Genomic DNA, 11,171 nt, shown 5'->3' with positions numbered 1-11,171 from the left:
GGCACAGTTCCAACGACGGGCTGTCCCCGGTAGAGTTTGAGAAGCAGTACGCACTAAACGGCTGACGACTGTCTACAAAAGCCTGGGCGATTCAGACCATAATTTCAGATTGACAAAACAGCCTAGTTTTGCTACCCTAGTTATCTTATAGATACCTATAGTGATCTATAGGTTCTTTACTGAAGGTGTTAGGTAAGTAGTACAGAAAGAGAACACCTCATGTGTTCCTCTAGTACACCTTCCGCTCTCCTACAGAGCACCTCTGCCAAGCGCTGGCAGACCACTACTCCCAACCCATCCTAGAACGTACAGAGAGCCTCCCTGCGGGGCGCGCGTGGCTTGATGCTGCCGCGGTGTACCTCAGGAGGACCGCAGGGGCGCTGCGGGGGGTGTACAGAGCGATGCGGGATGCTCACAAGCGAAGCTAGGGCAGAAACGAAAAGGGAGGCTTGCGCCTCCCCTGTTTTTTTCAGTTCCCGACCGGGACGGAAATGATGAGCCTTCGCCCGAATGCTGCTAGTCGGAAGTTCCTGAAAGCCCCTACACGGTCAGACTCATACAGCGCAGCCGCCTCTCCGGGCAGCAGAGCCTCCAACGCCCAATGCTCCCGAACAGCGGCGATCAAACCATGTGTCGAAGATCGAACGCAGGGTGATCGTATCGGTGGGGACGAGGTCGAGGCACAACGTCCGGCCGAACGCCGAGACCGCCCATGACGTGTTGCCGGGCGCGCGGCGCTCAATGACGGGAAGAAGGGAAGAAGGGAGAAGGCGGGACGCGCGCAGGCGCCAACAAAGAGGTCAATCGAAAGCAAGGTGGTTCCCCTGTTGGTTAGGGGGTCAGCGCTAGTGGATTCGTATGCGCTTCTGCATACCACCGGGCCCGCCCACAGCAGACGTCAAACGGCGCCCTCTGTGCAAGCGGCATCACCGCGTACTGACCTAGAACACTGACCTAGACTGAGCTATCTTCAATCCGTAAAGTATTGTTTTTAATGTATTTTACAGTTGTGGCGGAGAGAGTGGGATTCGAACCCACGGAAGGTTTAACCCTTCGCCGGTTTTCAAGACCGGTGCCTTAAACCGCTCGGCCATCTCTCCGTTGTTACTTCACTACCTGCGGCGCTTGCGCGCCGTTCGCCAGTTTTACCATCGACCTATGGTCGATGTTCGCTTCGGCCTGCGGCCTTCGCAGTCAAGACCGGTGCCTTAAACCGCTCGGCCATCTCTCCGTTGTTGCTGCAACGACCTTGGTCGCAATGGCAGGTTCAAATCATGCTCCCGCTACCAAGTTCCCCAGCCCATTGCGGGCCGGGCGCCATTTTCGCATGAAGACGAACGTTTTGCTTAGGAGGCTTGTTTGATCTTGTTATTGGCCAGGGCCACGGCCAACGCCTGGTCGGCTTCCTTGCTGCATTTGCCGCCGCAATCCAGTCGCGAGGATTCGATCTGTTGTGGCAGGTGTTCGGCCAGGAAGTCGATGAATACCCGTACCGCCGGCAGCAGGCCGCGGCGGGAGGCGAATACGGCGTGGCAGATGCCTTGCGGCAACGACCATTCCGGCAGCACCACTTCCAGTTCGCCCTTGCGCACGGCTTCGGCACAGACGGTTTCGGGCAGCAGGGTGATGCCGTAGCCGTCTTTGGCCATGGCCTGAAGCAATGGGAAATCGAAACCTGCCAGGCGCGGCTGCAATTCCACGCGGCGCACTTCGCCGTTGGGGCCGTGCAGTTCCCAGCGCTGGCGCGCTTCGTCTTCGCTGATGCTCAAGGTGACGTGCTCGGCCAGGTCTTCCGGCGTTTGCGGGCGGCCGGCGCGTTGCAGGTATTTGGGGCTGGCGACCAGCAATTCCTGGATCTGCCCGAAGCTGCGCATTACCAGGCTGCCGTCGTCGTCCAGCTTGGCGCGCACGCGCAGTGCGACGTCGTAGCCTTCGTTGATGATGTCCACGCGGCGGTTGTTGACGTGCAGTTGCAGTCGCACTTTCGGGTACTTGTCTAGGAACAGCGGCAGGATGCGCGGCAGCTGCATCTGCGCTACCGCGACCGGCACGCTGACGCGCACCACGCCTCGCGGTTCGGCGCTCAGGCGGTCCACCACTTCGCGCGCGGCTTGCGCTTCGGCCAGCATGGTTTGCGCGTGGCGATGCACGCTCATGCCGACGTCGGTCACCGCGAAACGGCGTGTGGAACGCTGCAATAGGCGCACCCCCAGATCCGTTTCCAACTGACTGATGCGGCGGCTCAGGCGCGACTTGGGAATGCCCAGCGCGCGTTCGGCGGCAGCGAAACCGCCATGGTCGACCACCATGGCGAAGTAATAAAGGTCGTTCAGGTCTTGCATGGCTTTGCTTCCGTAAATGGAACGATCAGTGGCATTAAGACATCTTTATCTCAAATTTGCAACGACCTACAGTGGCTTCCAACGCGGCGACCGCCGCAGCCCAGGACGAAAGCCATCATGAAACTATTGCACATCGACAGCAGCGCATTGGGTGCCAACTCGGTCACCCGCGAACTCACCGCCGCCATCGTAGCCCGTTGGCAGGACAAACTGCCTGGGCTGGAGGTCACCTATCGCGATCTGGACGCAGAACCCCTACCCCATCTGACCGGCCCGGTGCTGACCAAGGCCGACGCCGCGGCGGCCGAAGAAAGCGAACGCACTCTGCAGCGGTTCCTGGACGCCGACGTGCTGGTGATCGGCGCGCCGATGTACAACTTCAGTGTCCCCTCCACGCTGAAGGCCTGGATCGACCGCGTGGCCGTGGCAGGCAGGACGTTCCGCTACACCGAGAAAGGACCTGAAGGGCTGGCGGGCGGCAAGAAGCTGATCATTGCCAGCGGCCGCGGCGGCATTCATACCGACGCCCCGACTGACTTCCAGGAGTCCTACCTGCGCCAGGTGTTCGGTTTCCTGGGCATCACCGACATTGAATTCGTTCGTGCAGAAGGCGTGGCCTACTCGCCGCAGCACCGTGCCGATGCCATCGGATCCGCGCTGGCCAGCATTCCGGAACCGCTGCGCCAAGCCGCTTGAACTCATAACAGAAAGTCGCTGTTCTCTCTCCCCGGGGCCTGCCGTGCAGGCCTTTTTTTTTGCGTACTGAAAAACTGGCGTCGCGCCATCGCCCCGTTTGTAACGCCCCCTACGCACCCGGACAACAGGCGCGACGCCGTCTTCTCCCGCGTAGCAAAACCCTGCGCCAACGCACGTTACCGAGCCTGACGCCAACCACCGCCAGCAGTACCATGCGCAGCATCAGGGGAGGATTGCGGATGTCCAGTGATGTCACCCGTCTGCTGCAACGCCACCATCAGGGGGACCGCGAGGCCTTCGACCAGATGGTGCCGCTGGTGTACGAGCGCCTGCGCATCGTCGCGCGTGGACAACTGGCACGTGCCGGACGGCGCGCTCAATCGCTGGACACGGTCGGCCTGGTCAATGAAGCCTACATGCAGCTGGTCGACGAATTCGGCGTGGACTGGCAGGACCGGGCGCATTTTTTCGCCGTCTGCGCGCGCGCCATGCGCCGGATACTGGTGGATCATGCGCGCCGCCTGCATGCCGACAAACGTGGCGGCGGCGTAACTCACCTGACGCTGATGCCAGACGACGTGGCGATGGCCGCGCCTTCGGAACACATCCTGGCCGTCGACGCAGCTTTGGAAGGGCTGGCCGCCTTCAACGAACGCCTGGCGCGCGTAGTCGAATGCCGCTACTTCGCCGGGATGACCGAAGAAGAAACCGCCCAGGCATTGGACAGCTCTTTACGGACGGTGCAGCGCGACTGGATGCGCGCCCGCGCCTGGTTGTTGAAGGCGCTGACATGAACCTGCCGCCTTCCGACGATCCGCGCGCGCGAATCGATGCGTTGTTCGAGCAAGCGCTGGAACTGGAAGGCATGGCGCGCGAGCAGTTTCTGGATCGTGTCACCAACGGCGACACGCCACTGCGCAACGAACTGGAAATTTTGCTGCGATTGGCCACGGAACCAGCGCCGCATTTCGATGCATTGATCGGCGACTCGCGATGGCAGGCCCTTGCCGAAGAGTTACCGTCGTCGCCCGCTCGCCAGGTCGGCGCCTGGCGATTGCTGCGCGAGTTGGGCAGTGGCGGCATGGGTACGGTCTATCTGGCCGAACGCGCCAGCGACGACTTCCGGCAACAAGGCGCGTTGAAGCTGATCCGGCCGATGATGAACTCGGAAGAGTTCGAATGGCGATTCGCGCAAGAGCGGCAGATTCTCGCCACCCTCACCCATTCCGGTATCGCACGCTTGTTGGATGGCGGCCGCGATGCCGACGGCAGGACCTACCTGGTCATGGAATATGCCGAAGGCCTGCCGTTGGACCGCTATTGCGACGAACAGCGGCTGACCATCGAGCAACGGCTGGCGCTGTTCGTGCATGTCGGCGAAGCGGTGGCACATGCTCATCAGCATTTGGTCGTACACCGTGATCTGAAGCCGGCCAACATTCTGGTTACCTCGGAAGGTGCGGTGAAGCTGCTGGATTTCGGCATCGCCAAAGTGCTGGCGGCGGCGGACGATGCAGGGATGACGCGCACCGCGGTGCGCATGTTCACCCCCGAGTACGCTGCGCCAGAACAAGTACTGGGGCAGCCGGCCGCCACCGCCGCCGATGTCTACCAGTTGGGCTTGCTGCTGTACGAACTGCTGACCGGCCAGCGTGCGCAGCCGATCGAGGATGCTTCCCCGGCGACGTTGGAACGCGTCGTGTGCCGGCTCGAACCGCCCCGCCCCAGCGTCCGTGCCGCCACGGCGACCGCGGAAGCAGCGGCTGCAAGGCGCACCAGTCCGGCGGCATTGCGGCGCAAGTTGCGCGGCGACCTGGACAACATCGTGTTGAAGGCTCTGCGCAAGGCGCCGGAACGGCGCTATTCCTCTGCGGCGGAGCTGGTCGACGATATCAAGCGTTGGCAGCAGGGCCGTCCGGTGCGTGCGCGTCCGGAGACCGTCGGTTACCGCACCAGCAAGTTCGTTCGGCGACATCCCTTCGGTGTCACCGGCGCGGCCGCCGCTGCGGTGCTGCTGGTGGCGTATGCGGTGACGGTCACCTTGCAAGCCGACACCATTGCACGCGAACGCGATCGTGCCCGCGCCGAAGCGACCAAGGCGCAGCAGGTCAAGGCACTGGTGCTACGCCTGTTTGAAGGCGCCGACCCGCAACACTCCGGCGGCGCACAGCTGACGGCGCGCGAACTGCTGGATCGTGGCTGGGCGGGAATAGAAAGCGAATTGCCGAATCAACCCGAAGTGCGGGTCGAACTGCTCGACACCGTGGGCGAAGCCTACCGCCAGCTGGGTTTGTACGAACGCGCGCAACCCTTGTTCGACGAGGCACTGGAAACGGCCATGCCGTTGGCCGCCGAGTACCCGCTGCTGCTCGCACGCGCGTTGCGAAGCCGCGGACGTCTGCATAGCGATCTGGGTGCCTACGACAAGGCCGAAGAACAGCTGCAAAGCGCGCTGGATGGCTATCGTCGCGTTCGCGGCAGCCCGGATGCGGAACTCGCCACTACGCTTTCCGACCTGGGGGTATTGCAGTTCCGGATGAGCGACCTGGACGCCGCCGAGCGTCATCACCGCGACGCCCTGGCGATGCGGCGTCAATTGTTCGAAGAAGAACATGTCGACGTGGCCGACAGCCTGGACAACCTGGGCACCGTGTTGCGCCACCAGGGCGATTACGCCGGCGCAGAACCGCTGCTGAGCCAAGCCTTGTCACTGCGGCGCCGATTTTTGCCGGCCACTCATCCGCAGCTTGCCCACAGCGTCTCCAACCTGGCGCTGACGCGGGTCAATTTGGGCGAATACGATTCCGCCGACGCGCTGTACCGGGAAGCACAGACGGTGACGCGCCAGTCGCGCGGCGAACGCCATCCGCAGGTGGCGACGGTGATGAACAACCATGCGCTGCTCTTGCAGGCACGGCGCGAGTTTCCCGCGGCAGAACGACTCCTGCGCGAAGCATTGTCGATCCGCCGCGAGGCTTTGGGTGAACAGCACCCGGAAGTAGCGATGAATCTCAACGATCTGGGTTTGGCGCTGTCCGGAGCCGGCAATGTCGAAGGCGCCGAAGCGTATTACCGGCAAGCGCTGGCGGCCTATCCACCGGAACACCCCTGGCGTTCGGCTACCGTGTTCAACCTGGGCGAGCTGGAAGAAAAACGCGGCAACCTGCAGGCGGCCGAACAGCACTACCGCGAGGCGCTGGCGCGCCAGCGCGAGGACTACGGCGAAGAGCACGAACGGGTGGGCCTGGACCTCAACCGGATCGGCATCGTGCTGCATCGCAAAGGCCAATTGAACGAGGCCGAAGAGCATTTCAGACAGGCGCTGGCGATCTTCCGCAAGCGCCTGCCCGAAGGGCATCCGCGTCTGGCAGTGGTGCTGGTGCCCATGGGCCGGCTTCTGCTGGATCGCCGCCGGCCTGAGGAAGCGCGCGCACTGCTGCAGGAAGCGTGGCGCGTGCGACACACCGCCTTCGGCGACAGCGACGCGCGCACCATCGAAGCGGCCACTGCCCTGGCCGCCGTCGATAGCCAAGCGTCACAAGCCAGCCGTTGACCGCTACGCCAGCGCGCGTCGCCCTACTTTCAGCCGCACTTACCTTCCACCGTTACCTTCACCCGGCGCAGGTTATTGGCCTCATCGCTTTCGGCCACCGTCTGCGGCTCGTCGGCGTGCACGTACAGCATCCATGTCCCCGGCTGGAGCCACAGGTGGCCATCCGACACCGCGGTGGCGTCCGGCGCCAGCGCCGGTAGCGCATTGCTGGCCACGATCTGTCCGTTCTGGGTGTCCCGACGTATGCGGTTGGTGGTCGCGATGGCCGCGGCAACACCCTGGTTGCGAGTGACGTATTTGTAGCGGAAACCGCACAGGCCACGCTTGGTCGACGACGCATCGCCGCTGGACACGGTGGCACTGGTGCCCCAGGGAATCGTCTCAGAGGCCAACTGGAACGCGCTCACCAGCGATAGATCGGCAAGAACGACGATCGCCAGCGTCTGCCGGCCCTGACCGCCGCCGCCGGGATCTTTTTGTGGTCGCACCGGCGCCGCGATTTCCTGCGTGGTGCTGGTTGGATCGGGGGTGGCAGATTGAGCGGTTTGGGCCTTTGCCGCGGAGGACGCAGGGTGCGTGGCGGCAGGCTCTACCGCCGCGCGCGTCTGGGCGCCGGCCGCTCCCGCCAGAGCGAACAGAAGCAGGGTACCGGTGGCGATGGCGTTCTTGGTGCTGGTCATGCTGATCTCCTTATGAAAATGACGATGAAGGCGCTCGGTTCGCGCCCTTCCCCTAACAGTCGCAAAACCGCGCCCGATCCCGCCACGGCGCCGCCATTCGGCTCAGCGGGTGTACGCCTGTCGGCATGTCGGCGCAAGCCATGCACTGGTTTTCTCCGATGCCTGGCGGGATTTCCCCGCCGGACCCGACTTCAACGGTGCGGGAGTAATCCGCTCCCGCCTACCGCCATTGCGCAACCGAGGAAGCCGATCATGTCCAGAACTCTCCATCCTTCATCCCTAGCCCCCTCCCTGCTGGCCGCCTGTGTGCTGCTGTTGTTGTCCGGCCAAGCCGCCGCCATCGATCCGTCCAAGGGTGTCTATCGCATTCCCTACGTCGACAGCACCGAGGTCAAGGTCACCAACGACCACATCAAACACAGCCCGCCCGGCCGCATCGACATGAGCGGCAAAGGTGGCGGCCCTTACAAGATCGTCGCCGCCGCCGACGGCACCATCCGCCATATCGTCGACGGCTTCAGCCAACGCATCGACTGCAAAGCCAATCCCGACAAGCCGCAAAACAACAACTACGTGTGGATAGAGCACGCCAACGGCGAATGGACCAAGTACACCCATATGAAGAAGGGCTCCACCACCGGCAAGGCCAAGTTGAAGGTCGGCCAGTTCGTCAGCGCCGGCACCTATTTGGGCGACGAAGGCGACGTCGGTTGCGCCAGCGGCGATCACCTGCATTTCGAAGTTGGCGTGCCGAAGGCCAGCGGTGGCATCGCCACCACCGGCGGTTTCCTGACAGATAACGACGGCAGCAAGCGCAACCGGATCCCGCGCATCTGCGGGATCGACAAGGGCATGTTCGTCAGCGGCGAAAGCTACACCGCGCGCAAGGTGCCCGGCACCATCAAGCCCGGGGCCAAGGAAGTCGCTCGCCACGGCGTGGCAGCGCGCGACTACCAGTGCCTGTTCGACCAGGCGGTCAATGCCGGCTATGCGCTGGAATGGATCGACGGGTTCGATGTTGGCGGCAAGGTCTACTACAACGCGGTGTTCCGCCCGAACGCCAACATGGCATGGAAAGCCTTCCACGGATTGACCGGCGCGCAATATCAGCAGCGGTTCAACGAACTGACCGGCAAGGGTTACCGGCCCTACCAAGTCGAAAGCTATCTGGACCAGGGTAACGTCCGCTATGCGGTGATCTACCGCAAGCAATCGGGTCCCACTTTCTCGGCCTATCACGGACTTTCCGCCAGCGAACATCAGCAACGCATGGACAGTCTCACCAAGGCCGGTTATCGCCCTCGCAATGTCTCGGTGGTCTCCCCTGGCGGTCAACGCCGTTACACCGCGCTATATGAGAAAGCCGACATCGGCAGCTGGCAGGCCAAGTCGCAACTGACTGCCGGCGAGTACCAACAGGCCTTCAACGCCAACGCCGAACAAGGGCGGCAGATCGTTTACGTCAACGGCTACATGCACGGCGCGCAGCCGTATTTCTCTGCGATCTGGAGTTCGAAGAGCGGCGGCGCCTACAAGGCCAAGCATGGACTCACCAGCAGTCAGTATCAGAGTGAGTGGCAAAGCAATACCGGCGCCGGTCTGCTGACCCGCGACGTGACCGGCTACAGCAGCGGCGGCTCCGCGCGTTATGCAGCCATCTGGCGCAAGTGATCCGATTACGACCCGTTCGGCAACGCTGAATCACGTGCGGTCTGTGAAGGATCCAAAAAAAGGCTCCCGGTGCGCCGGGAGCTTTTTTTGCCCGCCGATTCCGATTTCGCCAAGTGCTCCGATCGACTTCGGTGAAGCCATGCGGTCAATCGAAGAAGCCAAGTATCAGGTTTTAAGGAACTGCCAAAAAAATGGCGGGATTCCCACTTCCACACCGACTACTGAGATGAGCGACACCCTCGGCCCGGCTGCTGCGATCGGAATTGGACGTTCTCGCTCACGACATTCACTTTAAGGAGAAAACCATGCACCCGAAAACCGTCGCCAACTCCGCACAGTCACTTCCCCTTCCCTGCGCATCTGACGAGCAGCGAAGATCCAAACCGAACCCGCTTGCGCCTCGCCGTACGTGGCGGACGGCCAATGCCGTATTGGCGATTGGGCTCGCCTTGCTGGCCAGTTCCTCTGCGATGGCCGCCGACTGGGCTGCCCGCCACGGCCTGACTGGCGCGCAATACCAGCAGGCATTCAACGACTACAGCAAGAAAGGATTCCGCCTGGCTTCTGTTTCCGGCTACGAAAGCGGAGGCAGCGCCCGCTACGCCGCCCTGTGGACCAAGCAGGCAGGCGCCACGTGGAGCGCACGTCACGGCCTGACGCCACAGCAGTACCAGAGCGCTTTCGAGGACTTCGCCAAGCAGGGATACCGCCTGACCTTCGTCAACGGCTACGCGGTTGGCGGCAAACCGTACTACGCGGCAATCTGGGAGAAAAAAGCCGGTCCCGCATGGCAGGCGCGCCATGGATTGACCGCCGAACAGTACCAAGCTGCGGTGACCGACATGTCCAAGAACGGCTACGCGCTATCGCACGTCAGTGCATTCAGCGTGGCCGGCTCCCCGCGCTTCGCCGCGGTCTTCGAGAAAGGCGGTCCGGCGTGGGTTGCGCGTCACGGGCTGAGCCCGGCCGATTATCAGAAAGCCTTCGATGATTTCGCCAAGCAAGGCTATCGGTTGAAAGTCGTCAGCGGCTACAAGCAAGGTAATGGCGACCGCTATGCCGCGCTTTGGACCAAGTCCGGCGGTCCGCAATGGTCGGCACGCCACGGCATCGCCAGCACCAACTACCAGGCGGTCTTCGACAACTATCGCTACCAGAGTTGGGCGCCCCGCTACATCGAGGCATTCAACTCCTCCAGCGGCGTGCGCTTCAACGGCGTGTGGGAAAACACCACGTTCAAGGCCCAGGATCTGGCCCTGATCGAAAACAAAGTGCGCGCCTACATGAAGAAGAACGACATCCCCAGCATGTCGGTCGCCATCAGCAAGGACAAGCGCCTGGTCTACGCCGCGGCGTTCGGCAACGCCAACGTCGAGAAGAACCAACTTGCCGGTCCGGGACATATCTACCGCCACGCCAGCGTTTCCAAGCTCTTCACCCAGGCCGCGGTGAAGCAGCTTATGCAGAACACCAGCCTGACCGCCAATTCGAAGATCTTCGGCAATAACAGTGTGCTCGGCGGCCAGTACACCACTCCGGCCAACAACCCGCAGATCACGGACATCACGGTCGACAACCTGATTCGTCACCGTGGCGGCTTCGTCAACGTCAACAAGGATGGCAAGGCCAGCGACCCGATGTTCGCCTACACCGGCACCGACCATAAGGGTCTGATCGAATGGACGTTGAAGGAATATCCGCTCGGCTACGCGCCCGGCACCAATCCGGGAGAGGACATCAAGCCGTACTCCAACTTCGGCTACTCGCTGCTTGGACGCGTCGTCGAAGCACGCAGCGGCAAGAGCTACGAGAGCTACGTCCGCGACACGCTGTTCAAGCCGGCCGGCGCAACCAGCGCGGTGATCGGCGGCGACAAAGAGGCCGACCGCAAGCCGAATGAAGTCACGTACTACGGCAGTGGCGCCTATTCCAGCGTCAAGCCACAGCGCTTCGACTCGCATGGCGGCTGGATCGCCACTCCCATCGATCTGCTGCGCTTCATGCGCTATGAAACCCTGCTGGGCAATTCGTACGCGCACTATGGATCGATGTCCGGCACCAATTCGGTCTACCGCCGCCGCAGCGATGGCTTCGGCTATGTCGCGGCCTCCAATTCCAGCAACGGCGATGTCGAAGAGATCGACGGCATGCTGAAGGACATCGTCGAAGGCGTGTCGAGCTGGCCCAACGTCAACCTGTTCTGAGTTTTCCGGGTCGGCGGCGACTCCC

7 protein-coding genes and 1 tRNA gene are annotated in these 11,171 nt (G+C 62.5%); 5 read left to right on the top strand and 3 right to left on the bottom strand.

What is annotated here, in order from left to right; all coding sequences use genetic code 11:
* Positions 1–1,010 precede the first annotated feature (1,010 nt).
* Together AB6O04_RS19350 and AB6O04_RS19345 are read right to left on the bottom strand one after the other, a co-directional pair.
* Positions 1,011–1,100 (bottom strand) — tRNA-Ser (locus AB6O04_RS19350).
* 246 nt (positions 1,101–1,346) lie between these two features.
* Entirely contained in the window at positions 1,347–2,342 is a 996-nt protein-coding gene (locus AB6O04_RS19345; protein WP_368566028.1) for a LysR family transcriptional regulator, read from the bottom strand.
* A gap of 117 nt (positions 2,343–2,459) precedes the next feature.
* Here AB6O04_RS19345 and AB6O04_RS19340 point away from each other — a divergent pair, with 117 nt between their 5' ends.
* From AB6O04_RS19340 to AB6O04_RS19330, 3 genes are all read left to right on the top strand, one after another.
* Complete coding sequence (locus tag AB6O04_RS19340; protein ID WP_368566026.1) at positions 2,460–3,038, top strand: FMN-dependent NADH-azoreductase; 579 nt, start codon at positions 2,460–2,462, stop codon at positions 3,036–3,038.
* Positions 3,039–3,277: 239 nt separating this feature from the next.
* The gene (locus AB6O04_RS19335; protein ID WP_368566024.1) at positions 3,278–3,832 is read left to right on the top strand and encodes an ECF-type sigma factor; all 555 of its coding nucleotides are present in this window, start codon (positions 3,278–3,280) and stop codon (positions 3,830–3,832) included.
* Positions 3,829–6,591 carry a tetratricopeptide repeat protein gene (locus AB6O04_RS19330; protein WP_368566021.1) on the top strand — a complete coding sequence of 921 codons (2,763 nt, stop codon included), beginning with the start codon at positions 3,829–3,831 and terminating at the stop codon, positions 6,589–6,591. Before AB6O04_RS19335 ends, AB6O04_RS19330 begins: the two co-directional genes overlap by 4 nt.
* Positions 6,592–6,620: 29 nt before the next feature.
* Here AB6O04_RS19330 and AB6O04_RS19325 read toward each other — a convergent pair whose 3' ends face one another.
* Complete coding sequence (locus AB6O04_RS19325; RefSeq protein ID WP_368566018.1) at positions 6,621–7,271, bottom strand: CARDB domain-containing protein; 651 nt, start codon at positions 7,269–7,271, stop codon at positions 6,621–6,623.
* Positions 7,272–7,523: 252 nt separating this feature from the next.
* On the opposite strand from AB6O04_RS19325, the gene AB6O04_RS19320 reads away from it, so the two are divergent.
* Positions 7,524–8,942, top strand: coding sequence for a peptidoglycan DD-metalloendopeptidase family protein (locus tag AB6O04_RS19320; RefSeq protein ID WP_368566016.1), 1,419 nt, complete (start codon positions 7,524–7,526; stop codon positions 8,940–8,942).
* Between the two features lie 305 nt (positions 8,943–9,247).
* Positions 9,248–11,146, top strand: coding sequence for a serine hydrolase (locus AB6O04_RS19315; protein ID WP_368566014.1), 1,899 nt, complete (start codon positions 9,248–9,250; stop codon positions 11,144–11,146).
* Positions 11,147–11,171: the final 25 nt, after the last annotated feature.

This window comes from Pseudoxanthomonas sp. UTMC 1351 (genome assembly GCF_040948865.1).
Lineage (GTDB): Bacteria > Pseudomonadota > Gammaproteobacteria > Xanthomonadales > Xanthomonadaceae > Pseudoxanthomonas_A.
Note: the sequence above shows the minus strand (reverse complement) of the source record. Positions and strands in the feature narration are given on the sequence as shown.